This window comes from Tsukamurella sp. PLM1 (genome assembly GCF_023168325.1).
In the GTDB taxonomy this organism is placed as follows: Bacteria; Actinomycetota; Actinomycetes; order Mycobacteriales; family Mycobacteriaceae; genus Tsukamurella.
In genome coordinates, this window is sequence record NZ_AP025688.1 from 2,894,142 (window position 1) to 2,917,026 (window position 22,885).

Consider the following 22,885-nt stretch of genomic DNA (forward strand, 5'->3'; position numbering starts at 1 on the left):
GCTCGGACCGCACTCAACCCATGATTCCACTCCGCCCGGCCCGAGGACGATTCGGCCTGGTCAGCGCAGGTCAGCGGTCGCCCAGCACCTCGCCGACGTAGCGCGCCACCGCCGCGACCGAGGCGATCGTGCCCGGGTAGTCCATCCGCGTCGGCCCCAGGACGCCGAGCCCGCCGAACACCGTCCCCGGAGCGCCGTACCCCGTCGACACCACCGACGCGCCGCGCAGGTTCTCGTCCTGCGTCTCCGAGCCGATCGCCACCGACACCGTGCCCGGCTGCTGCCGCGAGGTGAGCAGCTTGAGCACCACCACCTGCTCCTCCAGCGTCTCGAGCACGCTCCGCAGCGATCCGGACACCGCGTCGAAGTCGGCCGCGTTCCGCGTGAGGTTGGCGGTGCCGCCGAGCACCAGGCGGTCGTCCGCACGCTCCACCAGCGTCTCCACCAGCACCGTCGACACCCGGATCACCGCGTCGCGCAGATCCCGGGACGCGAGCGGCGCCAGGTCCGCGACGGCCATCGACGCGTCGGGGATCAGCTTGCCCTGCACCGCGGCGCCGAACAGCTCGCGCAGGCGCGACATGTCCTCGTCGGACGCGGGCCCGCCGAGCTCGACCAGCCGCTGCTCGACCCGGCCCGAGTCCAGGATCACCACGAGCAGCAGCCGCGTGGGCGCGAGCGCCACCACCTCGAGGTGCCGGACCCGCGCCGAACTGAGCACCGGGTACTGGATCACCGCGACCTGTCGGGTGAGCTGCGCGAGCAGCCGGACCGAGCGTTGCAACACGTCGTCGAGGTCGACCCCGGTCTCGAGGAACTGCAGGATCGCCCGGCGCTCCGCCGGCGACAGCGGCTTGATCTGCGCGATCCGGTCGACGAACTGCCGGTAACCCTTCTCCGTGGGGATCCGCCCGGAGCTGGTGTGCTGCTGCGTGATGTAGCCCTCGGCCTCGAGCACCGCCATGTCGTTGCGGACCGTGGCGCTCGAGACGCCCAGCTGGTGCCTGTCGACGAGAGCCTTCGACCCGACGGGCTCGTGGGTCTCGACGTAGTCCGCGACGATGGCCCGGAGCACCTCGAAACGCCGATCCTCCGTGCTCGACATCCCCACGCGCTCCTTTCGCCTGCAATCTTCGAATGTCCAGCTTACGCGGGCTAGAGTCAAGCCGTGATCTTCAAGGGCGTACTCGACGGGAAGCCGTACCCCGATCACGGTCTCGCACCCCGCGAATGGTCGCAGATCCCGCCGCAGCAGGTCCGCCTGTCGGACCTGGTCACCACCACCACCGTGCTGGCCCTGGACCGGCTGCTGTCCGAGGACTCGACCTTCTACGGCGACCTCTTCCCGCACGCGGTGCAGTGGAACGGGGACCTGTACCTGGAGGACGGGCTGCACCGCGCCGTCCGGTCCGCGCTGCGCGGCCGCGAGGTGCTGCACTGCCGCGTGCACACCCTCCCGCCCGGCACTCCGCCGCGGCCGGCCCCGGAGGGTCACGGCAAGCACGCACGTCGCGACTGAGAGGACCCGACCATGACGCACCGCACGATCCGCCAGACCGGCACCGGACAGGCCTTCGCGACCCCGGACACGGTGGTGGCGCAGGTGGGTGTCCAGGTTCGCGCCGACGACGTCGCCACCGCCTTCACCGGGGCCGGCGAGGCCGCGCGCGCCGTGGTGGCCGCGGTCCGCGCCGCCGGGGTCGCGCCCGCCGACGTCGCGACGGCCGACCTCACGCTGCAGGCCGTCGAGACCGGGCCCTGGGAGGACCGCCGGCTCGAGGGGTACACGGCAGGCGAGTCGCTCACCGTCACCGTCCGGGACACCGCCGGGGCCGCCGCCGTCCTGCAGGCCGCCGCGACCGCCGCCGGGGACGCGGCCCGGATCAGCTCCGTCACCTTCACCCTGTCCGACGGTGCCGCCCCCGCTGCCCGGGCCCGCGAGGCTGCGTTCGCCGACGCGCGGGCCCGCGCCGAGCAGTACGCGCGGCTCTCGGGGAACGCGCTGGGTGCGGTGCTGTCCATCACCGACGAGGCGCCCGCGGCGCCGCGGCCGGAGGTGATGCTGGCCGCCCGGGCCGGCGGCGGACCGTCGGCCGGCCCCGCACTGGAGGCGGGCCGACAGACGATCACGGCGCGGGTCACCGTCGAATGGGAGTTGGCGTAACCGTCTTCCCGGTTGCCGTAACCCGCGAACCGCTGCGGCGGCACGCCGCCGCTGCCACCCTGAGTGGCATGGCGAACTCAAGATCCAGCACGGCACGGAAACTGCGCGTCATCGCCGCACTGCTCGCGGCGGTCGCACTCGGCGGATCGGTGACGGCGTGCGGGTCGTCCGCCACCTCCAACGACTCCCCGCGCGAGATCACGGCCGTCGGCGTCGGCGAGTCGTCGGGCAAGCCGGACGTGCTCACGGTCCAGCTCGCGGTCCAGCACGAGGCCGGCGATGTGACGACGGCCCTCAACGACGCCTCCGCGAGCGCGCAGAAGGTGATCGACGCCGCGAAGGCCAACGGTGTCGAGGACAAGGACATCGCGACGGCGAACGTCAAGGTCGACCCGCGCTACGGCACCGACCGGGCGATCATGTCATACCAGGCGACGCAGTCGCTCACGGTCAAGGTCCGCAAGGTAGACACGGCGTCGAAGCTGCTCGGCGACCTCGCGACCGCGGGCGGCGATGCGACGCGGATCAGCTCCGTGGGCTTCGACATCGAGAACGACGCCGCACTCAAGGCCACCGCCCGCGACAAGGCCTTCGCCGAGGCGAAGACCCGCGCCGAGCAGTACGCGAAGCTGTCCGGCGGCAAGCTCGGCGAGGTACGCACCATCACCGAGGGCGCCGCGCCCAGGCCCACGACCAGCCGCAACTACACGATGACCCCCGCGCCGTCGGCCGCGTCGGCCGTTCCGATCGAGGTCGGCGAGCAGTCACTCACCGTGACGGTCACGGTGGTGTGGCAGCTGTCGTAGATCAGCCGAGGATCCGGCGCACCACCCCGTCGGCGAGCAGCCGCCCGGCGTCGGTGAGCACGTACGCGTCGCCGTCCCGCTCCAGGTTCCCGACGGTGACCTCCTCCTCGGCCCGCGCGGCCTCGTCGGGCCGCAGCACCGAGAGCGGGATGCCCGACCGCATGCGCACGCGCAGCATCACGTCCTCGACGTGCCGGTCCTCATCGGTGAGCACCTCGTGGCCGGCGATGGGCAGTTCGCCGCGCGCGACGGCGTCGGCGTACCGGGCGGGGTGCTTGACGTTCCACACCCGCGTTCCGGCGACGTGGCCGTGCGCGCCGGGCCCGGCGCCCCACCAGTTCGCGCCCTCCCAGTACAGCTCGTTGTGCCGGCACCGGCCCGCCTCAGAGCGGGACCAGTTCGACACCTCGTACCACTCGAAGCCCGCGGCCCGCAGCGCACCGTCGAGCAGCTCGTAGCGGTGCGCGAGCACGTCGTCGTCGGTGTCGGGCACCTCGCCGCGGCGGATCCGGCGGGCCAGCGCAGTGCCGTCCTCGACGATCAGCGCGTACGCGGAGACGTGATCCACACCGGCGTCGAGCACCGCGTCCAGGGAGGCGCGCAGGTCGTCGTCGGTCTCCCCCGGCGTGCCGTAGATCAGGTCCAGGTTCACGTGCTCGAAGCCCGCGGCCCGGGCCTCCTGCGCCGCGGCCACGGCCCGCCCCGGGGTGTGCCTGCGGTCCAGTACCTTGAGCACGTGCGCGGCCGCGGACTGCATGCCCAGCGACACGCGCGTGTACCCGGCGTCGCGCAGCCGGGCGAAGAACTCCGGCGAGGTGGACTCGGGGTTGGACTCGGTGGTCACCTCCGCGTCGTCCGCGAACCTGAAGTGCCGACGGGCCGTCGCGAGAAGGTCGGCGAGCCCCTCGCCGCCCAGGAGCGACGGGGTGCCGCCGCCGACGAACGTTGTCGAGACCTCCACGTCGCCGACGGTGTCGCGGGCGCGGGCCAGCTCGCCGTCGATCGCCGCGGCCCACGCCTGCGGCGACGACGTGTTCCCGAGCTCGCCGGCGGTGTAGGTGTTGAAGTCGCAGTATCCGCAGCGTGTCGCGCAGAACGGGACGTGCAGGTACAGCCCGAACGGCGCGGAGTCACCGTCGAGCCGGCCGAGCGCGGGGACCGAGGAGACCGAGGGCACTGACACCCGATCAGTCTGGCAGGTGCGCGGCGGCCGAGTTTCACGGGAGTTTCACGCACGGGCGAGCAAAACCCGATTCCCATTTCCGTACCGACCGGTGGCACAATGATCTCGATGGATGGACAGGGTGAGCTGCTGGCATCGCGCCGGCACATCGACTACCTGCGGGTCTGCAGCAGCAGCTGTCGGCCCTGATTCCTGACGCCCGTCGCGCGTTACGAAGTCGCTCTGCGCCGTCAGCCCCGGCGCACCATCCGCTGAATCCAGGAGTCTGTCATGACGTCGACCACCGACGCCCCTGCCCCTGCCGCCACGACGGCCCCCACACGCCCGGCCCGCAAGCGACCGGCGCAGCGCAAGTCCGAGGGCCAGTGGAAGCTGGGCTACCGGACCCCGCTGAACCCGAACGAGCAGTCCAAGCGCGACGACAATCCGCTCAACGTGCGGCGCCGCATCCTGGACATCTACTCCAAGGCCGGCTTCGACTCGATCGACAAGGCCGACCTGCGCGGCCGATTCCGCTGGATGGGTCTGTACACCCAGCGCGCCGAGGGGTTCGACGGCAGCTACAGCGGCGACAACCACGTGGACCTCATCGAGGCGCCGTACTTCATGATGCGCGTGCGCACCGACGGCGGGAACCTCAGCCTCAAGGGCGTCCGGACCCTCGCGTCGATCTCCCGCGACTTCGCCCGCGGCACCGCCGACATCACCGACCGGCAGAACATCCAGTACCACTGGATCGAGATCGAGTCGATCCCGGAGATCTGGCGTCGCCTTGAGGAGGCCGGGCTCGAGACCATCGAGGCGTGCGGCGACTGCCCGCGCGGCATGCTCGGCTCGCCGCTGGCCGGCCTCTCCCCCGACGAGGTGCTCGACGCGTCGCCCGCGCTGGCGGAGATCAAGCGCCGCTACATCGGCAACCCCGAGTACTCGAACCTCCCCCGCAAGTTCAAGACCGCCGTCTCGGGCCTGCAGGACGTGGCGCACGAGATCAACGACGTCAGCTTCGTGGGCGTGCACCACCCCGAGCACGGCCCCGGCCTCGACCTGTGGGTCGGCGGCGGCCTGTCGACCAACCCGATGTTCGCGCAGCGCCTCGGCGTGTGGGTGCCGCTCGACGAGGTGCCCGACGTCTGGGAGGGCGTAGTCGCCATCTTCCGCGACTACGGGTACCGCCGCCTGCGGAGCAAGGCGCGGCTGAAGTTCCTGATGAAGGACTGGGGACCGGAGAAGTTCCGGCAGATCCTCGAGGACGAGTACCTGGGTCGCAAGCTGATCGACGGCCCCGCCCCCACCCCGCCGAAGTTCACCATCGATCACGTGGGCGTGACCAAGCAGAGCAACGGGCTCAACGCGGTGGGCTTCTCCGCCGTCTCGGGCCGCCTGTCGGCGGACGCCCTCGACGCCATCGCCGACGCCATGGAGGAGGCCGGCACCGACAGCGTGCGGGCCACGCCGTACCAGAAGATCGTGGTCGTCGACGTGCCCGACGACAAGGTCGCCGGCCTGGAGGCGGCGCTCGAGAAGGTCGGGCTGACGGCCCGCCCGTCGCGCTGGCGCCGCAACCTCATCGCCTGCACCGGCCTCGAGTACTGCAAGCTCTCGTTCACCGAGACCCGCAGCCGCAGCCAGTCGCTCGTGCCCGAGCTGGAGAAGCGGCTCGCCGATCTCAACGAGCTGCACGACACGAACATCACCATCAACGTCAACGGCTGCCCGAACAGCTGCGCGCGGGTTCAGATCGCCGATATCGGCTTCAAGGGCCAGCTCGTGGACGACCACAACGGGAATCACGTCGAGGGGTTCCAGGTTCACCTTGGTGGCAGCCTCGGCGAGGACACCGGGTTCGGACGCAAGCTTCGGGCGCACAAGGTGCTCGCGACCGAGGTCGTGGACTACGTGGAACGAGTGGTGCGCAAGTTCGCCGAGCAGCGCGAGGGCGACGAGCGGTTCGCGCAGTGGGTGGCGCGCGCCGCGGAGGAGGACCTGCGATGAGCGCACGAGCGGACTCGGCGACACAGTCACCGTCGAACCCCTGACCGGACGCGACGCGGACGACCTGCGCGCGCTCGCGGACCGCGCCGCGAAGGAGCTCGAGGGCGCCGACGCGCTCACGCTGTTGCAGTGGACCCTGGACACGTTCGGCGAGGACTTCGTGGTCGCGTCCAACATGCAGGACGGGGTACTGGTGCACCTCGCCAAGCAGGTCCAGGACCGGCCCAAGGTGCTCTTCCTGGACACCGGCTACCACTTCCCGGAGACCATCGGCATGCGCGATGCAGTCGAGTCGATCTACGAGGTGGAACTGCTCAACGTGACCCCGGACCAGAGCGTCGGCGAGCAGGACGCCACCGTCGGCAAGGACCTCTTCGCGAGCGACCCGGCGCAGTGCTGCAACCTGCGCAAGGTCGTGCCGCTCCGCGAGACCCTGAAGGGTTACCGCGCGTGGGTCACCGGCATCCGCCGCGTCGAGTCGCCGACCCGCGCGAACGCGCCGTTCATCTCGTTCGACGAGGGCTTCGGGCTACTCAAGGTGAACCCCATCGTGGACTGGTCCGACGAGCAGATGCAGGAGTTCATCTCCGAGAACGGCATCCTGGTGAACCCGCTGGTCGACGAGGGTTACCCGTCGATCGGCTGCCAGCCCTGCACGAACAAGCCCGCCCCGGGTTCCGATCCTCGAAGCGGCCGCTGGGCCGGTTCGACCAAGACAGAATGCGGACTGCACGCCTCATGACCATCACTGAGCCCACGGAGCCGATCGTGTCCACTGGCGACCCCACGGAGTTCAGCACGCTCGACGCGCTGGAGTCCGAGGCCATCCACATCTTCCGGGAGGTGGCGGGCGAGTTCGAGCGGCCCGTCATCCTGTTCTCCGGCGGCAAGGATTCGACGGTGCTGCTGCACCTCGCGGTGAAGGCCTTCTGGCCCGCGCCGCTGCCGTTCGCGCTGCTGCACGTGGACACCGGGCACAACCTGCCCGAGGTGCTGGACTTCCGCGACCGGATGGTCGAGAAGTACAACCTGCGCCTGCACGTGGCGAAGGTCGAGGACTACCTCGCCGACGGCCGGCTCGAGGAGCGCGCCGACGGCATCCGCAACCCGCTGCAGACGGTGCCGCTGCTGGACGCCATCTCCGAGAACCGCTTCGACGCCGTGTTCGGCGGCGGCCGCCGCGACGAGGAGCGGGCCCGCGCCAAGGAGCGGATCTTCTCGCTGCGCAACGCCTTCGGCCAGTGGGACCCGAAGCGGCAGCGCCCCGAGCTGTGGAACCTGTACAACGGCCGGCACGCGCCGGGCGAGCACGTGCGCGTGTTCCCGATCAGCAACTTCACCGAGCTGGACATCTGGCGCTACATCGCCCGCGAGGACATCGAGCTGGCGTCGATCTACTACGCGCACGAGCGCGAGGTGTTCGACCGCGACGGGATGCTGATGACCTCCGGCGTGTGGGGCGGGGCCCGCGACGGCGAGCAGGTGCGCACCCTGTCGGTGCGGTACCGCACCGTGGGCGACGGCTCCACGACCGGCGCGATCGAGTCCACCGCGTCGACCAACGAGCAGATCATGGCCGAGGTCGCGGCGTCGCGCCTCACCGAGCGCGGCGCCACCCGCGGCGACGACCGGGTCTCCGAGGCCGCCATGGAAGACCGCAAGAAGGAAGGCTACTTCTGATGAGCAGCGCCCCCGCCCTCCTGCGTCTCGCCACCGCGGGTTCCGTCGACGACGGCAAGTCCACCCTCGTCGGGCGCCTGCTCTACGACACGAAGTCGGTGCTCGCCGACCAGATCGACGCCGTCACCCGCGCGTCGGTCGACAAGGGCCTCGACACCCCGGACCTGTCGTTGCTGGTCGACGGCCTGCGCGCCGAGCGCGAGCAGGGCATCACGATCGACGTGGCCTACCGCTACTTCGCGACGCCCAACCGGTCCTTCATCCTCGCCGATACCCCCGGGCACGTGCAGTACACCCGCAACACGGTGTCCGGCGCCTCGACCGCGCAGGTCGTGATCCTGCTGACCGATGCGCGCAAGGGCGTCATCGAGCAGACCCGCCGGCACGCCGCCGTGCTGTCGCTGCTGGGCGTTCCGCGCCTCGTGCTCGCGGTCAACAAGATCGACCTGGTGGAGGACCCCGCATCGGTGTTCCAGGAGATCTCCGCCGAGTTCCGGGCGCTCACCGGCTCGCTCGGGTGGGCCGACGATGCCGTCCACGCGATCCCGGTGTCGGCCCTGCACGGCGACAACGTCGCCTCGCGCTCGGACCAGACGCCCTACTACGACGGACCGTCGCTCATCGAGCACCTCGAGTCGATCCCCACGGACCCGGACACGAAGCCCATCGGCTTCCGCTTCCCGGTGCAGTACGTGATCCGGCCCCGCACCCCCGAGTACCCCGACTACCGCGGCTACGCCGGTCAGGTGGCGGCGGGCACCGTCGACGTGGGCGACGAGGTGCTCGTGCTCCCCGCCGGCACCCGGAGCCGGGTCGAGCGCATCGACACCCCCGACGGCGAGCTCGCCTCCGCACACACCGGGCGCTCGGTGACGGTCGTGCTCGCGGACGACGTGGACGTGAGCCGCGGCGACGTGATCGTCTCCGCCGCCGACGCCCCGGAGCCGCGCCAGCAGTTCGAGGCGACGGTGTGCTGGCTGGCCGAGAAGCCGCTGCGCATCGGCGCGCGGCTGCTGCTCAAGCACGGCACCAAGACCACGCAGGCGATCGTCGGCGGGCTGGACGCCGTGTTCGACGAGCAGAACCTCAGTGTGGGCACCGGAGAGACACTGGAGCTCAACCAGATCGGCCGCATCTCCATCCAGACCGCGGAGCCGATCGTCGCCGACGACTACGACGTCAACCGGGAGATGGGCTCGTTCCTGCTCATCGACCCCGCCGGCGGCAACACCCTCGCCGCGGGCCTGGTCGGGAACGCCCTGTCCCACCTGGTCTGAGACCGAACGAAGGCACCCGCCGACTCCGCCGGAGTCGCCGGGTGCCTTTCGCGCCGCACTCGGGTCCTGTCCACCCCGGACAGCCACCTCCGGAACGCCGTGACCGTTCGTCCCCCGCGCCGCGCCGAACAGCGACCCGTGCGTTCGTACCCCTGCCAGAAGCCGTGCCTTCGACAGGGGCTCGAACGTCCCCCGCGCGACGCCGACTCCCCCACTGCACGCCAACGTCTCCCCCACCGCACGCCACGCAAGGGACCGCCCGATTCGGACCTCGCGCTTATCAGTTTGGCGGTCTGCCGTTGGTCAGAAGTACCCGACTACTCTTCCGTCCCGGAGAGCGATGAAAACCGGCACGGGCTTCCCCGCAACCTGCTGAACAATCGGTTGCCCGACGACCGCTCGAGCACCGCCGGAAGCGGGGTAGATTATCGACCTGTTCGCAAGCAGCTGACGCATCGCGACGACCTGGACAACTTCATTGCCCTGAGATGCCTGGCCCCGGCTCCACGCCTGTAGTTGTCGCACGGGATCTTGATTGGCGGTGTGAGTCCGGTACCAGATATAAGCGCCGGCCCCCAGAAACACGAGGAACACGAGCACTGGCTGTCCAGTGCAGGCAGCGACGATCAAGAAGAACAGGCTGAGACCAACGGCGATTCCCGCGCCCCCGCCACTTGAGGTGGGAGGAGGCGCAATGGCGAGTCGGTACGAGTTCCGGCTGACGAACGGGGCGGACTCCGCGTTGACCGCCTGCGGGTACAGCCGCTCCATCTCGCGATCGAGCGCTGCGGGGTCGGGAATGGTCGTCATCTCCGATGGCACGCTGGCCGCGCTGAGCTCCGCAACAGATGCAGCCGCGATGTCGTCGAACATCCAGGACGGCATCGAGGTCGATGCCAGTGCATCTGTGATCGGACGTTCGTCGGCGACGAGACGATGCGCAGCGGCCTCAGCTCGAGCTGCGGATTCGATGGCGGCCGCGCCTTGCTGAGCAAGCCGAGCGCACACCTCCGCGTAGGAATCAAACATCGACATGTGACCAATCGTGTGGAATGAAGAGGCGAGGGCTGTGAATCGCGAAGTCGGTCTCCGAATGCAGCACGAAGGTGCCCGGGTTCACCTGCTGTCGGTCCTTGCTACCGATAGTGGGGACCCGGTCGATGAGCCTGCCGTCCGCGACCCAGTAACGCACGGTCGATCTCACAAGTTCGGCCTGCTTCATCGGTCGTTCGCCGACGAATAATTTTGCCGCCAGGTCGTCCACCGACGCGGCGAACACCACCCCACCTGCGGCAGGGAGCGGATCACCGAAGGCGGACACAAGCGGGTCGGTGAGGTCCACGGCCCACAACGGCGATAGCCGCGAGGCGCCGTCGGCAACCGAGCGCAGCCACGAAGTTTCGTGACCAGGAGCGCCACTACACCGATGCTGGCGCCGATGGATCTTGCGAGCTTCGTCCGGTCGGCCGCGTCCGGCGCGATGACGGCGACGATTCCGGCCGCAGCGGACTCGCGCGGGAGAAGGGCTTCGTGTTCGAGCACTAGGGAAGTCCCCACGACGAGGTCGCCGCGCTCGATCGCCCCCGTCATGGTCGGGTCCTCGTTCGGATCGATACCGTCGGCCCCGGGGAACACACGTGGTGTCACCGCGGCGTAGTCGGTTCGCGCCGCATTCTCTCGGATGTCGTCGATGAGTTCGCGGTGGGTGGCGTCCGTGTCGATCAGGACCTGTCCGCGGCGAACCGTGGCATCGGTGCGCATGATCAACCGCCCCGGACCGGAGATGGCGGCGCCGGACCGGTCGCCAAGCATGGCGATGCTCGTGTCCTGATCGGACGGAAGAACCAACCGGACTGTCAGCTGATCGAAAATCGACTTGTTGCGCGCACCCGCCGAGACGTTCGCGAGCGACTGACTCGCGAGAATCAGGTGAAGTCCCGCCGCTCGCCCCTGGCGCGCGATGGCCTGGAGGACCGATCCGGCTTCACCGCCGTACTCCGGATCCTGGAGCGTCGCCTGGAACTCGTCGATCACGACGACGAGCCGCGGCACCCGGCCTTCGGGATTCGCGGCGTTGTAACGCACGATGTCCTTGAAGCCCGCGCGCTTGAATCGCGAATACCGGCTGGACATTTCGTTAGCCACCCAGCGGAGTAGTGAGAGCGTAGTGGCCTGATTCGACTCGACGGCCGCAATGTCGATGTGAGGGAGTACGTGGTCGCGGCGGACGTAGGTCGCGAACTCGACCCCGTTCTTCCCGTCGATCAGCACCATGCGCAGGTCCTCCGGAGGATAGCGGTACGCGAGACCACTCACGATCGTATGCAGCAGCTTGCTCTTCCCGGATCCCGTGCGCCCGACCACGATCGCGTGCGCATCCGGGGACTCCGCGTCAAGCCGCAGAACGAGCGGTTCGCGGGCCTCGTCCCTGCCGATCGGAGTACCGATCGCTCCGTCTGCCCGCGTCCCATGCATGGACTCCCGATCCAGCAGCGCTTCACGGAATCCTGTCCGGCGCTGGGCGTCGCGAAGCTCTTCGAGCACTGCCGACACTTCGGCAATCGCTGATTCCACCACTTCATTCGCGGGGCGGAGCTGGATCGATCCGTAGAGAAGCTCCGCGCCGTGGTGGACCATGCCCATGCCGCCGATGATCGTGCTGTTGGGAATAGCTACTTCCGCAAGGCCTTCCGGCTTCGCACCCGCGCCGATGCCTGAGAACACGCCTACGCGCGGCCCATTGACCATCACCTGCCAGAGCCGTTCGCGCAGCGCGTCGGGAAGACTATCCCACTCAGTGCACACAACGAGCAATGGCGTGATGGACGTCGCGTGTACCGACGCCTCCACGTCAGCGATCGTCCGGCCGACGTGTTCGATCACGCGTGCGTTCGTCGAGATGATTTCCTGAACGTCGTCGATGACTCCGTCGAGATCGCGACGCGAGACCGCTACACGCTCAACCAGTCCCGAGCGCGACAGCGGTGCGAGGGCGCCGAGATCGCTACCCATCGTCGCAGTGTCGATGACAAGGACTTTCGAGGCCGGGAAGCAGGAGATGAATGCGGCCGAGACGATCCCAAGAACATCGGTCCTGAAAGTTCTATCAGCGTCGACGACCAGCCTGGGGGCGGTCAGGAAGTCGCCGAACAGGAACGGCGCAGGCGCACCGGGTTCCAGAAAGTCGAAGGGCTCGCCACCTGCCACACCCGACACGATCGCGCCGGCAGGACGAAATGTACCAACACAGACAGCAGAGAACGCAGTTGCGGCGTCGCGCACAGACCTGTCGCCGACCGCGGAGACCGCGGAACGGGGACCGAAGTCCGCCAACTCCTTCGCGGTTAGCGCTGCCGCGCTACGGAATCTCTCGTCTGCAGCGCGACGCTCTTGATCCGCTGCTGCTGTTGCGGCACGCCGCCGCTCGGCGAGACCGAGGCCACCGTCGACCTGAGAGCGAACAGGCTGCGGAGCCGCGCGCTCGGGCTCTCAGGATTCACGAAGAGTAGTCCTCGATCGCCTGGATCTTGCCGTCGATGTACGTGGTCAGCTCCTCGAACGGATCCGTTTCGAATTTTGCGAGCTGCTCCTCGACCTGCTCGTTGACGTGTCTGAACTTCTCGTCGCTCCAAGCACTTTCAGCATCACCCAGTGCTGTCTTGAGCTGCTCGTGCGTATCCTGGATCTGCTCCAGGAACTCTGCGATCGCCTTTTTGACCTGTTCCATCGCCTCGATGGTGACATTCGCGCCGTTCCCAGCCATGGTCGTTCCCCTTCCGTGAGAGCCGCCAGCGGCGCCCGTCGCCGCTCCGGTGTCGATCTGTTCTCGGTCGTCGCTCGTGTTCGTGGGTATCGCGGTCGACTCGCGGGCCGGCGGATCGCCCCGTGAAGCACTGCTCTGTGGCGAACCGTTCGGCAGTGAATCATCCGGCGGTGGATCGCCGCCCGCTGGCGCTGGACCACCGGACTCGAGAGCCTCGGAATCCGGACCGCTCCCGCCGGCCCGCACTGATTCCGTGGTCCGAGCGTGATAGCGCCGCGCGACCGCGATCGCCGCGGCCGCCGCGAGAAGAACTGGAACGCCCACGAGCACGAACGGCGCAGCGGCGGTGGCGGCAGCGGCGACTGAAGTGGCCGCTGCCGACGCGGTTCCGGTCAGAATTGCGGAGGCACCGAGAATCTGGCCCGCTTGGGCCGCGACGGGCGTCCCGACGGTGTGGAGATATGACAGGGCCGGCAGTGCCTGCTGCACAGCCACTCCCCGCAGTATCAGTCGTCGGGTTCGGTATCCGCCAGCCATAGCAATCCGCTTGCCCAGCCACCTAAAGTCGCCGACGCTGTCGTCAGCGCGAAGGCGAGCCACGTCCTCGCGCTGTTGATCCCGCAATTCGCGCGCCTTAGCACGGAACGCTTGGTGCGCGTTCCATACGTCGCGGGTCGCTGCGATTGCGCCGACCCCTCGCTGTCCCAGGTTGTGCTGCCCGACATTGCTGTAGTCGCCGTGATGGTCACGGAAGGAGAGGTACGTCAGCGCGTCAACGAAGCCATGCTTCTGCGACGCCCTTCGAGAACGGATCTTCTCGGTGAGCTCTTCGTCCCACTGCTCCACGGGTATCCGCACGATGTCACCCGGACGTAGCCTCATCAAGTGCAATCAGATTCTTGGACGCGAGCAGGCGTAGTGACTCGAGCACGTCGATTTCGTCGCCACCGCTCCGCAGGACCTCAGCGAGTTCCGCGAGGGTGTACAGTCTCGGCGCCAATACCCAGACCGAGAATTCGAGCGGTGTGACCATCCGGAGGTCACCGTTCCGGTCAACCAGAACGTGCTGGACATCAGTCGATACCGCGGCAACTCTGCCGAGCGCCACGGCCTGAAATTCAGTCGCACGAGACCAGGCGTCCGCGAGGTCGACGACTAGGCCCCGTGACCGCGCTGCAGACAGGACCGTCGCACCGATATCGGATCCACGGACGCGTCCGGGCCAAGAGACGATCAGCGACTCGAGATCGGGCCCGTCCGCCGGCACGTCGATCTGACGATCCCCCAGCCGGAAGACCACCCCGACCGCCTCGTCGCGGGTCCTGTAACCGAGAAACTGCCCCACTGTCAGTAGCTCCGAAGTCAATGGGCTCCCCTTCCATCCCTCAACGAAGATACAACATGTTGTGCGTGTATCAATCGCAACACGAACAATCCTCTGTCCATCTCGGACGAAACCGGAGAGTGACGGAAATGGTGACGACTATCGACCCACTGGTTGCTCGCCGATCACGTATCGCTCAGCGCCATCTACGCTCTCCCACACCGCGATTCCATCACGCACGCGCGCCCGCAGCGGAGCCCCCCCGAGAAGTCCGCGGCCAGGTCGGCACCGGACCGACCGGACCGGAATCCAGGACCGCCTCCCGCACCTGATCCGCCACCAGGTGAATCTCGCTCTCGAGGTCGAGGGATCGCGCATCAGAAGTGCTCGACGGCCCAGGGCCGACGCGGGCTCAGCAGCATGAGATCGGCGCGGGCGGCGGCACCGCCGGTGAGCTCGCGGATCGCCCCGGTCCCGACGCGCCGGGATACCGGCTCATCGGAGAGCCAGAGCCGCCCCAGGTCTGTGACGTCCAACGCGAGATCCGCGGGCTCGTCGGTGGCCGAACAGGTCCCAGCGCCACCGTCGGTGGAGATGACGAACCGCCCGTGCGCCGGGCCGGGACCGGCACCGTCGTACCCGGGATCGGTCACGTCCAGCACGAGCCGACCGGGGGCGGCGTAGTTGCGCGCCGAGAACAGCGCGGGCACGTCGAGCGGCCGGATCCACAGCAGGTCACTGCGATTGGACACCTGCACGGTGCGCGGGTCGGCGGGAACGGTGGTCACGAGGTCGTCAAGGGCGCGCTGCGGGGCCACGACGGCGGCGACCCAGTCGATGCTCATCGCGAACGCCCACAGGTCCCGCTCGGCGGCCGCGTCGACGCCCAGCAGCTCGGAGACGGTGACGACGGAGTCGGGCCGCGAATCGGTCCATTTGCCCTCCACACCGTAGGTGAGCACGCCGGCCACGTCGCCGCCGCGGCGCAGCACGAGGCGCTGCTTGGTGTCGCCCTTGCCGATCAGGCCCGCGGCCATCCGCCCGTTGAGCGGCAGCCGCGAGACGCGGCCCGGGATCGTCAGCCGTTCCCGGATGCGGTCCGCGGCCGCCAGGTGCTCCTCGCCGTCCACGTACCGCAGCTCGTCCCCGGACCGTTCCGGCAACCTGGTGCGGTCCACCACGATCCGGTAGTCCACCACCTCGGTGCTCGGCCCGAACCCGTACCGGCCGTAGATCGCGTACTCGGCGGCGATGAGCGTCGCGGCGGGAAGGCCCGCGGCTTCTGCGTCGGCGAGGCACCCGCGCATGTGCGCGCCTAGGATGCCGCGCCGACGGTGCGTGGGCAGCACCGTCACCGCGGAGACAGCACGGGCCGGCACCGGCGCGCCCCCGACCGCGGTCAGCGACTGGTCGAACGAGAGGAACGTACCGACGGTCCGCCCGCGGTCTACAGCGGCGCGGTGGTCGAGCACGTCGAGCTGCGGCACGACGGCATCAAACCACGCCTCCGCGTTGGGCATTGGGCTCTGGAATCCGACTGCCGCGCAGTCGTGGAAGCCCTGGAGCTGTTCGCGGGTGGTTACGCGCTGGAACTCGATACCGTTCGAATCGGTCATACCGACAACGTTACCGGCGCACACGACCGGGTTTCCCGCTCAGCAACCCCATCCGCATCGGTGGACGCCGAGGATCGTTCCGTCCAGGCCCGCGACGAGGTGCGAGTCCATTCCGTTGGAGTTGATGCCCATCCAGATCTCACCGCCACCGTCGCCGCTGACGGTGACGCGGAATCGCTCGTTCGGCGACACGCGCGCCGTGGTCAGCCCCAGCCGGTCCGGCGCTGACGCGATGAGCGCCGCGATCCGCGCGGTGTCGAGCTTCGCGACGTCCACCCGCGCTCCGGGGTCCGACCCCGGGGAGAGCCCGCCGTACACCTCACGGCCGTGGAAAGCCCCGCCCAGCGAGTACGTGTACCAGGCGGCACCCACCGGCGACTGCGCCTCCGGGATCCGCACCACCGCCTGGTCGCGGTAGAAGTGAACACCCTGGATCACAGTGGTGCCGAACTTCTTCCGGATCGCGACCACCACCTCGTCCATGCCCGCCGCGGTGAACATCTGCCCGCCGACGAGCCCATCGGCGGCCGGCGGGAGGGCGACGGCCGCGGCGCGGTCTCCCCGTTCGCCGGTGTCTCCTCCCGCAGCATCCACGCGGCGGTCAGCGATCCGAGCAGCCCCAGGACCGCCACCGCCACCACACCGATCACGGCCCGCGCACGCCACTGCGCCCGACGGTCCGCGCTCCTCCCGGCCTCTTTCCTCCCGCCCGGGGCGTCCGGCACCGCCGGCAGCTGCAGGTCACCCAGCAGCTCGTCGAGATCGGAGACGAGGGCCGCGTCCCGCGCGCTCGCCAGCCTCGCGAGGTGTTCCGAGGTCGTCAGCTGGCCCTCGGTGAAGGCCTCGTCGAGCCGGGCCATCGCCCACATCCGGTCGACGTCCCGAGCGCGGAGTTCCCCATCCCGCCCCGACATGTTCACGACCGTACATCCGTCGATCGCACTCCTGTGTTACTTCTGCGCCGCGATCTCCGGCACGTGCGTGGCGCGGACGTACACCGCGTCGCCCTCCGACAGGTCCAGGGCAGTGGCGTCGCCGCGGGTGATCTGGGCGTGGAAACGCTCGCCCGTCGCCGCGTTGCGCAGCTCCACCCGCACCTCGAAGCCCAGGTACACGACCCGCTCGACATCGGCGCGCAGCACGCCCGCCTCCTCGGACGTCAACCCGCCCGCACGCGCCAGCTCCGGGGTGCGGCCCACGCGGATGTCGTGCGGGCGCACGAGCACTCCGTTGAGCTTCGCGACCGAGCCGAGGAACGACATCACGAACGTGCTCGCCGGGCGGTCGTACACGTCTTCCGGCGTGCCCACCTGCTCGATGCGCCCCTTGTTGAGCACGGCGATGCGGTCGGCGATGTCGAGCGCCTCCTGCTGGTCGTGCGTCACGATCACGGTCGTCACGTGGACCTCGTCGTGGAGGCGCCGCAGCCACGCGCGGAGCTCGTCGCGCACCTTCGCGTCCAGGGCGCCGAACGGCTCGTCGAGCAGCAGCACCTGCGGATCGACCGCGAGCGCGCGAGCGAGCGCCATGCGCTGCCGCTGACCGCCGGACAGCTGCGCCGGGTACCGGGTCTGGAAGCCGCTGAGCCCCACGACCTCGAGCAGGTCGTCGACCTTGGCCTTCACCTCGGCCCCCGGGCGCTTGCGGATCTTCAGCCCGAACGCGACGTTCTCGCGCACCGTCATGTGTTTGAAGGCGGCGTAGTGCTGGAACACGAAGCCGATGTCGCGCTCCTGCGGCGTGGCGTTCGTGACGTCCACGCCGTTGATCTCGACCCGCCCGGAATCGAGCCGGTCGAGGCCCGCGATGGACCGCAGCAGCGTCGACTTGCCCGAGCCGGAGGGGCCCAGCAGCGCGGTGAGCGAGCCGTCGGGAATGTCCAGGGACACGTCGTCCAGGGCGGCGAAGTCACCGTAGTGCTTGTTCGCGCCTACCACGCTAATCGTCATCGCGGTTCCTCCTGCGGGTCGCTTCGAGCAGGGTCATCACCACCAGCGCGACGAGCGCCAGCAGCATCAGCAGCGTCGCGGCCGCATAGGCCCCGAACGTGTTGTAGTCGTCGTGGTTGCGCGAGCTCACCAGCAGCGTGAGCGTCTGCGAGATGCCCGGGAAGTTCGAGGAGACCATCAGCACCGCGCCGTACTCGCCGAGCGCGCGGGCGATCGTGAGGACCACGCCGTAGGTCAGGCCCCAGCGGATCGCGGGCAGCGTGATCCGCCAGAAGGTCTGCCACGCGTTCGCGCCGAGCGTCGCCGCGGCCTGCTCCTGATCCTGGCCGATCTCGTGCAGCACCGGCTCCACCTCGCGGACCACGAACGGCAGCGTCACGAAGGTGGTGGCGAGCACCATGCCGGGCAACCCGAAGATCACCCGGAAGCCCAGGGATTCGATGCCGCCGAACCAGCCGCCCACGCCCCACAGCATGATCAGGGCCACGCCCACCACCACGGGCGAGACGGCGAACGGCAGGTCCACGGCGGCCTGCAGCGCGGCCTTGCCGCGGAATTTCCCGCGCGCCAACGCGAGCGCGGTGAGCACACCGAACACCACGTTGAGCGGCACCACGATCGCCACGATCAGCACCGACAGCTGCAGCGCCGAGATCGCCGCGGGCGTGGTGATCCAGTCCCAGAACTCGCCGAAACCGCGCTCGAACGAGCGGTACAGGATCACGCCGATCGGTAGCACCAGGAGCACCAGCAGGTACAGCAGCGCGACGCCGCGCAGGCTCAGCACCGTCTTCTTCGACAGGTTCACTCCTGCTCCTCCCGCTTCGCGCCCCGCGATCCGAAGAACCGCATCGCGGCGAGCAGCACGAACGCGATGGCGAGCAGCGCCACCGACACCGCGGAAGCCGCGACCTGGTTGTCCACCTCGAGCTGCTGCTGGATGTACTGCGACGCCACCTGCGTCTCGCCGGGGATGTTGCCGCCCACGAGAACGACGGAGCCGAACTCGCCGATGGCGCGGGTGAAGGCGAGGCCGGCGCCCGAGAGGATCGCCGGGAGCAGGGTGGGGATCACGATCTTGCGCACGATCACCCGGTTCGGGGCGCCGAGGGACGCCGCCGCCTCCTCCACCTCCCGGTCGAGCTCGATCAGCACGGGCTGCACCTGCCGCACCACGAACGGCAGCGTCACGAACGCCAGCGCGATCACGATCGCGGGCTGGGTCGCGTTCAGGGTCAGCCCGACGGGGCTGTCCGGCCCGTACAGCGAGAGCAGCACGATGGACGCCACGATGGTCGGCAGCGCGAACGGTAGGTCGATCAGCGCGTTCACGACGCCCTTGCCCGGGAAGTCGTCCCGCACCAGCACCCAGGCGATGACGGTGCCCATCACCACGTTGATGAGGGTCACCAGCAGCGCCACCCAGACGGTGATCACCAGCGTCGAGACGGCGTTCTTCGCGGTGAGCGCGTCCCAGAAGCCCGACCAGCCGTCGTCGAAGGCCTTGGTGGTGATCGCGGCGATGGGCAGCAGCACGATCAGCGAGATCCACAGCCAGGCCACGCCGATGCGCAGCGGATTGATCAGCGCGCGCATCACTTGCCCCCGGTCTTGTAGGCGGTCGCGATGGCGCCCTTGTCACCGAACAGAGCGGCGTCCACCGCGGCCCACCCGGCGAGGTCCGTGCCGTTGTTCTTCGCGGCAGTGCCCCGGCCGAGCACGGCGCCGAGTTCGTCGATGGTCCACAGCCGCTGCGGCTGGGCGCCGAACAGGTGCGCGGTCTCGGCGGCGATCGCGGGGTCTCCGGCCCGGAACCCCGACGTCGGGATCGCGCGCTGCGCCGGCGGCGAGAACAGGAAGTCGACGAAGCGCTTCGCGGCCTCGGGAGACTGGGCGGTGTTCACCACTGCCACCGGCAGGTCGATGCGGAAGGACTGCGGCGGGATGAAGTATTCGGGCCGGGGCTTGCCGTCCCTCTCGCTCTGCCGCTGCAGCAGCACCGCCTCGCTCTCGTAGCTGAGCAGCACGTCGCCCTGGCCGGATTCGAAGGCGGAGGTGGCGTCGCGGCCGGAGCCGGGGCTGACTGTCGTGTGATCGCGGATGAGCTCCTTGACGAAGGCCAGTCCCTTCTCGGGTTCCTGGCCGCCGTTCGACAGCGCCGCGTACGGCGCGAGGAGGTTCCACTTCGCCGAGCCGGAACTCGCCGGGTTCGGCGTGACCACCTCGACGCCGGGCTTGAGCAGGTCCGCCCAGTCGTGGATGCCCTTGGGGTTCCCGGGGCGGACGACGACGGCGACGAGGGAGGTCACGGGCACGGACCGCCGCGGGTAGGCCTTCTCCCAGTCCTTGTCGATGAGTCCGGCCTTGACGATCCGGGTGACGTCCGGCGCCACGGACAGGTTCACCACGTCGGCGGGCACGTGGCGTGCGACCTTGCGGGACTGGTCGCCGGACGCGCCGTAGGACTGCGAGAAGCCCACGTCGGGGTTGGTCTCGCGGAACAGCGGGATGGCCACGTCGAAAGCGGGCTTGGGCGCCGCGAAGGCGACCAGGTTCACCCGCTTGTCGCCGCTGGAGATGTCGACGCCGTGCGGGTCATCGGTGGAGCCGCCCCCGCACGCCGTGAGCAGCACGGTCAGGGCGACGGCGACGATGCCCATCGCGCGGCCCCGGAGGGTGGGTCTCAACACTTCTCGCCGTTCTCCTGCAGGGGACTCATCAGGCGAGAATCGTACGGACCGGGGTCAGAGGGTCACGGCCCACGCGACCACGAGCAGCACCAGCAGCGCGATCAGCGCCAGGGTGACTTTCGACTTGGGCACCAGCGCCCGCCACCCGCGGCCTCCGTCAGACACCGTCATCGTTCCCTTCTCCAGGTCCACGACCTGCGACATCAGCACGCTCCGCACGCGCGAGGCGAGCGTCCAGCACGTCGGCCACCCGGTCGATGAGCGCGCTGAGCACCCGCACCACCAGAATTGCGATCAGCGAGAGTACAACCATCACCAGGCCGACCTGCAGGGCGAACGGGAGACCGGTGAGCCACAGCTCCACCGAGTCCCACCATCGCGCCAGTCCGTGCACCACACCAGCGTAGCGACCGTCCTGCGCGAACCGGCCGCCGTGCCCCATCATGGTGTGCATGTCATCGACGAACGACGACTCGACCACCGACTCGCTCGGCGCCGACGCGCTGATCACCGACACTCCCCGCTCGGTGACGCGGTGTTCCCGCCGATCCACGACTACGCGTTCCTCTCCGACTGCGAGAACACGTGCCTGATCGCGCGCGACGGCACCGTCGAGTGGATGTGCATCCCCCGGCCGGACTCGCCGAGTGTGTTCGGCGCGATCCTCGACCGCGGCGCCGGGTCGTTCCGCCTCGCGCCGTACGGGGTGCTGGTGCCCGTGGACCGCCGGTACCTCCCGGGCAGCCTCATGCTCGAAACCACGTGGCAGACCTCGACGGGCTGGCTCATCGTGCGCGACGCGCTCGTCATGGGGCCCTGGCACGACACGCAGACCCGCTCGCGCACGCACCGCCGGACCCCACCGACTGGGACGCCGAGCACATCCTGCTGCGCACCGCGCGGTGCGTGTCGGGCACCGTCGAACTGCAGCTCAACTGCGAGCCCGCGTTCGACTACCACCGGGCGGGGGCGGAGTGGTCCTACTCCGCCGACGGGTACGGCGAGGCGGTGGCCCGGGCCCGCACCCATCCCGACGAGCACCCCGAGCTCAAGCTCACCACCAACATGCGGCTCGGCCTCGAGGGCCGGGAGGCCCGCGCGCGCACCCGGATGAAGGAGGGCGACGAGATCTTCGTCGCGCTGTCGTGGAGCAAGCACCCGGTTCCGCAGACCTATCCCGAGGCCGCGCAGAAGATGTGGTCGACGGCGGAGTCGTGGCGGCAGTGGGTCAACGTGGGCCAGTTCCCGGACCACCCCTGGCGCTCCTACCTGCAGCGTTCGGCGCTCACGCTCAAGGGCCTGACGTACTCGCCGACCGGAGCGCTGCTCGCGGCCTCCACCACCTCGCTGCCGGAGACGCCGCGCGGGGTGCGCAACTGGGACTACCGCTACGCGTGGGTGCGGGACTCGACGTTCGCACTGTGGGGCCTCTACACGCTGGGCCTCGACAGGGAGGCCGACGACTTCTTCTCGTTCATCGCCGACGTCTCGGGGGCGAACAACGGCGAGCGACACCCGCTGCAGGTGATGTACGGCGTCGGCGGGGAGCGGTCGTTGCCGGAGGAGGAGCTCACTCACCTCTCGGGGTACGACGGTGCGCGGCCCGTCCGGATCGGCAACGGGGCGTTCGACCAGCGCCAGCACGACATCTGGGGCACGATGCTGGACTCCGTGTACCTCAACACCAAGTCGACCGAACGGATCCCGGAGGCGCTGTGGCCGGTGCTCAAGGAGCAGGTCGAGGAGGCGTTGAAGCACTGGCGCGAGCCCGACCGCGGCATCTGGGAGGTGCGCGGCGAACCGCAGCACTTCACCAGTTCCAAGGTGATGTGCTGGGTCGCGCTCGACCGCGGCGCGAAGCTGGCGGTGATGCACGGCGAGGACGACTACGCCCGCGAGTGGGCGAAACAGGCCGACGTGATCAAGGCCGACATCCTGGAGCACGGCGTGGACGAGCGCGGCGTGTTCACCCAGCGCTACGGCGCGCCGGCGCTGGACGCCTCACTCCTGCTCGTGCCGCTGTTGCGTTTCCTGCCGTCCGACGATCCGCGAGTCCGCGCCACTGTGCTCGCGATCGCCGATGAGCTCACCGAGGACGGCCTGGTCCTGCGCTACCGGGTGGAGGAGACCGACGACGGGCTGTCCGGTGAGGAGGGCACGTTCACGATCTGCTCGTTCTGGCTGGTGTCGGCGCTCGTGGAGATCGGGGAGACGGCCCGCGCCCGCACGCTGTGCGAACGCCTGCTGGCGTACTCGTCGCCGCTCAAGTTGTACGCGGAGGAGATCGACCCGACGACGGGCGCGCACCTGGGCAACTTCCCGCAGGCGTTCACCCACCTGGCACTGATCAACGCGGTCGTGCACGTGATCCGAGCGGAGGAGGCGGGGCACGACGCCTCGGCTTTCCTCCCCGCGCACCCCACGCCCTAGCATCCGCGGCA

Annotated in this window: 21 protein-coding genes and 1 pseudogene; 8 read left to right on the forward strand and 14 right to left on the reverse strand. The window is 69.3% G+C overall.

Translation table 11 applies throughout. The features are described from left to right. Positions 1–70: 70 nt before the first annotated feature. Positions 71–1,105 carry a heat-inducible transcriptional repressor HrcA gene (gene hrcA / locus MTP03_RS14910; RefSeq protein ID WP_248488924.1) on the reverse strand — a complete coding sequence of 345 codons (1,035 nt, stop codon included), beginning with the start codon at positions 1,103–1,105 and terminating at the stop codon, positions 71–73. 63 nt (positions 1,106–1,168) lie between these two features. Between hrcA and MTP03_RS14915 the strand changes: the two genes are divergently transcribed. From MTP03_RS14915 to MTP03_RS14925, 3 genes are all read left to right on the forward strand, one after another. Next, a complete protein-coding gene (locus MTP03_RS14915) occupies positions 1,169–1,519 on the forward strand; it encodes a type II toxin-antitoxin system VapB family antitoxin (RefSeq protein WP_248488925.1) in 351 nt (116 codons plus the stop codon). A gap of 12 nt (positions 1,520–1,531) precedes the next feature. Then, complete coding sequence (locus MTP03_RS14920; protein WP_248488926.1) at positions 1,532–2,164, forward strand: SIMPL domain-containing protein; 633 nt, start codon at positions 1,532–1,534, stop codon at positions 2,162–2,164. A gap of 68 nt (positions 2,165–2,232) precedes the next feature. Then, positions 2,233–2,970: an SIMPL domain-containing protein gene (locus MTP03_RS14925; RefSeq protein WP_248488927.1), complete on the forward strand. Its 738-nt coding sequence runs from the start codon at positions 2,233–2,235 to the stop codon at positions 2,968–2,970. A gap of 1 nt (position 2,971) precedes the next feature. Here MTP03_RS14925 and hemW read toward each other — a convergent pair whose 3' ends face one another. Then, positions 2,972–4,153, reverse strand: coding sequence for a radical SAM family heme chaperone HemW (gene hemW / locus MTP03_RS14930; protein ID WP_371820773.1), 1,182 nt, complete (start codon positions 4,151–4,153; stop codon positions 2,972–2,974). A gap of 270 nt (positions 4,154–4,423) precedes the next feature. Here hemW and MTP03_RS14935 point away from each other — a divergent pair, with 270 nt between their 5' ends. The 4 genes from MTP03_RS14935 to MTP03_RS14950 are packed head-to-tail and all read left to right on the forward strand — an operon-like array spanning position 4,424 to position 9,102. Then, a complete protein-coding gene (locus MTP03_RS14935) occupies positions 4,424–6,145 on the forward strand; it encodes a nitrite/sulfite reductase (protein ID WP_248488928.1) in 1,722 nt (573 codons plus the stop codon). A 40-nt stretch (positions 6,146–6,185) separates the two neighbouring features. Beyond that, positions 6,186–6,887, forward strand: a complete 702-nt coding sequence (locus MTP03_RS14940) for a phosphoadenylyl-sulfate reductase (RefSeq protein WP_248492211.1) — start codon at positions 6,186–6,188, stop codon at positions 6,885–6,887. Next, positions 6,884–7,825: a sulfate adenylyltransferase subunit CysD gene (cysD, locus tag MTP03_RS14945; RefSeq protein ID WP_248488929.1), complete on the forward strand. Its 942-nt coding sequence runs from the start codon at positions 6,884–6,886 to the stop codon at positions 7,823–7,825. The genes MTP03_RS14940 and cysD overlap by 4 nt, the downstream gene beginning before the upstream one ends. After that, complete coding sequence (locus MTP03_RS14950) at positions 7,825–9,102, forward strand: sulfate adenylyltransferase subunit 1 (protein WP_248488930.1); 1,278 nt, start codon at positions 7,825–7,827, stop codon at positions 9,100–9,102. Before cysD ends, MTP03_RS14950 begins: the two co-directional genes overlap by 1 nt. Before the next feature lie 303 nt (positions 9,103–9,405). Here the strand turns inward: MTP03_RS14950 and MTP03_RS14955 are convergent, their stop codons facing one another. The 12 genes from MTP03_RS14955 to MTP03_RS15010 form a co-directional block, all read right to left on the reverse strand. Further along, positions 9,406–10,137, reverse strand: coding sequence for a hypothetical protein (locus MTP03_RS14955; protein WP_248488931.1), 732 nt, complete (start codon positions 10,135–10,137; stop codon positions 9,406–9,408). 183 nt (positions 10,138–10,320) lie between these two features. After that, positions 10,321–12,435 (reverse strand): FtsK/SpoIIIE domain-containing protein, encoded by a 2,115-nt coding sequence (locus MTP03_RS14960; RefSeq protein WP_248488932.1) that lies wholly within the window; start codon positions 12,433–12,435, stop codon positions 10,321–10,323. A gap of 163 nt (positions 12,436–12,598) precedes the next feature. Next, entirely contained in the window at positions 12,599–13,711 is a 1,113-nt protein-coding gene (locus tag MTP03_RS14965) for a hypothetical protein (RefSeq protein ID WP_248488933.1), read from the reverse strand. Positions 13,712–13,727: 16 nt separating this feature from the next. Continuing rightward, entirely contained in the window at positions 13,728–14,210 is a 483-nt protein-coding gene (locus MTP03_RS14970; RefSeq protein WP_248488934.1) for a hypothetical protein, read from the reverse strand. 356 nt (positions 14,211–14,566) lie between these two features. Continuing rightward, complete coding sequence (locus tag MTP03_RS14975; protein ID WP_248488935.1) at positions 14,567–15,805, reverse strand: GNAT family N-acetyltransferase; 1,239 nt, start codon at positions 15,803–15,805, stop codon at positions 14,567–14,569. A gap of 39 nt (positions 15,806–15,844) precedes the next feature. Then, positions 15,845–16,288, reverse strand: a complete 444-nt coding sequence (locus MTP03_RS14980; RefSeq protein ID WP_248488936.1) for a hypothetical protein — start codon at positions 16,286–16,288, stop codon at positions 15,845–15,847. Then, positions 16,240–16,719 (reverse strand): DUF1707 domain-containing protein, encoded by a 480-nt coding sequence (locus tag MTP03_RS14985; RefSeq protein WP_248488937.1) that lies wholly within the window; start codon positions 16,717–16,719, stop codon positions 16,240–16,242. The genes MTP03_RS14980 and MTP03_RS14985 overlap by 49 nt, the downstream gene beginning before the upstream one ends. Positions 16,720–16,755: 36 nt before the next feature. Further along, complete coding sequence (locus MTP03_RS14990) at positions 16,756–17,754, reverse strand: sulfate/molybdate ABC transporter ATP-binding protein (protein ID WP_248488938.1); 999 nt, start codon at positions 17,752–17,754, stop codon at positions 16,756–16,758. Further along, positions 17,744–18,562, reverse strand: coding sequence for a sulfate ABC transporter permease subunit CysW (cysW, locus tag MTP03_RS14995; RefSeq protein ID WP_248488939.1), 819 nt, complete (start codon positions 18,560–18,562; stop codon positions 17,744–17,746). Before cysW ends, MTP03_RS14990 begins: the two co-directional genes overlap by 11 nt. Next, positions 18,559–19,350: a sulfate ABC transporter permease subunit CysT gene (cysT, locus tag MTP03_RS15000; RefSeq protein ID WP_248488940.1), complete on the reverse strand. Its 792-nt coding sequence runs from the start codon at positions 19,348–19,350 to the stop codon at positions 18,559–18,561. Before cysT ends, cysW begins: the two co-directional genes overlap by 4 nt. After that, complete coding sequence (locus tag MTP03_RS15005; RefSeq protein ID WP_248492215.1) at positions 19,350–20,414, reverse strand: sulfate ABC transporter substrate-binding protein; 1,065 nt, start codon at positions 20,412–20,414, stop codon at positions 19,350–19,352. The genes cysT and MTP03_RS15005 overlap by 1 nt, the downstream gene beginning before the upstream one ends. A 187-nt stretch (positions 20,415–20,601) precedes the next feature. Then, positions 20,602–20,997 (reverse strand): hypothetical protein, encoded by a 396-nt coding sequence (locus tag MTP03_RS15010; RefSeq protein WP_248488941.1) that lies wholly within the window; start codon positions 20,995–20,997, stop codon positions 20,602–20,604. Here MTP03_RS15010 and MTP03_RS15015 point away from each other — a divergent pair. Continuing rightward, positions 20,980–22,874: pseudogene (locus tag MTP03_RS15015) on the forward strand (glycoside hydrolase family 15 protein). The gene MTP03_RS15010 and the pseudogene MTP03_RS15015 overlap by 18 nt on opposite strands. The last annotated feature ends 11 nt before the right edge of the window (positions 22,875–22,885 follow it).

What these genes read in the sequence shown, in the direction of transcription:
- cysT (WP_248488940.1), bottom strand. Translation starts at nt 19,350, where the DNA reads ATGCGCGCGCTGATCAATCCGCTGCGCATCGGCGTGGCCTGGCTGTGG.
- MTP03_RS14950 (WP_248488930.1), top strand. Translation starts at nt 7,825, where the DNA reads ATGAGCAGCGCCCCCGCCCTCCTGCGTCTCGCCACCGCGGGTTCCGTC.
- MTP03_RS14955 (WP_248488931.1), bottom strand. Translation starts at nt 10,137, where the DNA reads ATGTCGATGTTTGATTCCTACGCGGAGGTGTGCGCTCGGCTTGCTCAG.
- MTP03_RS14925 (WP_248488927.1), top strand. Translation starts at nt 2,233, where the DNA reads ATGGCGAACTCAAGATCCAGCACGGCACGGAAACTGCGCGTCATCGCC.
- MTP03_RS14935 (WP_248488928.1), top strand. Translation starts at nt 4,424, where the DNA reads ATGACGTCGACCACCGACGCCCCTGCCCCTGCCGCCACGACGGCCCCC.
- hrcA (WP_248488924.1), bottom strand. Translation starts at nt 1,105, where the DNA reads ATGTCGAGCACGGAGGATCGGCGTTTCGAGGTGCTCCGGGCCATCGTC.
- MTP03_RS14990 (WP_248488938.1), bottom strand. Translation starts at nt 17,754, where the DNA reads ATGACGATTAGCGTGGTAGGCGCGAACAAGCACTACGGTGACTTCGCC.
- MTP03_RS14975 (WP_248488935.1), bottom strand. Translation starts at nt 15,805, where the DNA reads ATGACCGATTCGAACGGTATCGAGTTCCAGCGCGTAACCACCCGCGAA.
- MTP03_RS15005 (WP_248492215.1), bottom strand. Translation starts at nt 20,414, where the DNA reads ATGGGCATCGTCGCCGTCGCCCTGACCGTGCTGCTCACGGCGTGCGGG.
- MTP03_RS14920 (WP_248488926.1), top strand. Translation starts at nt 1,532, where the DNA reads ATGACGCACCGCACGATCCGCCAGACCGGCACCGGACAGGCCTTCGCG.
- MTP03_RS14980 (WP_248488936.1), bottom strand. Translation starts at nt 16,288, where the DNA reads ATGGACGAGGTGGTGGTCGCGATCCGGAAGAAGTTCGGCACCACTGTG.
- MTP03_RS14985 (WP_248488937.1), bottom strand. Translation starts at nt 16,719, where the DNA reads ATGTCGGGGCGGGATGGGGAACTCCGCGCTCGGGACGTCGACCGGATG.
- cysD (WP_248488929.1), top strand. Translation starts at nt 6,884, where the DNA reads ATGACCATCACTGAGCCCACGGAGCCGATCGTGTCCACTGGCGACCCC.